This window comes from Mesorhizobium sp. M2E.F.Ca.ET.209.01.1.1 (assembly GCF_004010375.2).
GTDB lineage: Bacteria > Pseudomonadota > Alphaproteobacteria > Rhizobiales > Rhizobiaceae > Mesorhizobium.
Genome location: NZ_SADP02000915.1, coordinates 1 through 309 on the forward strand (window position 1 = coordinate 1; position 309 = coordinate 309).

At 62.8% G+C, this 309-nt stretch carries 1 pseudogene; it reads left to right on the forward strand.

The window, feature by feature from the left end:
- Positions 1-309: pseudogene (locus EN852_RS38470) on the forward strand (MFS transporter); the annotation flags it as partial.

Sequence of the window (309 nt, forward strand, 5' to 3'; positions counted from 1 at the left end):
ATGCTGATCGCTTCGCTCGCCTCCGCCAGCCTGTTCGCTGTTTTCACCTACATCAAACCGTATCTGACCGACGTCTCCGGCCTGTCGACGGCGACCGTCACCTGGGTCCTGCTGCTCTTCGGCGCCGGCATGACCATCGGCAACATCATCGGCGGCAGGCTGGCGGACTGGAAGCTGATGCCGACGGTGATCGGCACGCTGCTTGGCATGGCCGTATTGTTCGTGGTCTTTGCCAAGCTCGGCGCGATTGCCACGGTCGCCGTCGGCATCGTCTTCCTGTGGGGCATGCTGATCTTCATCGTCGTGCCG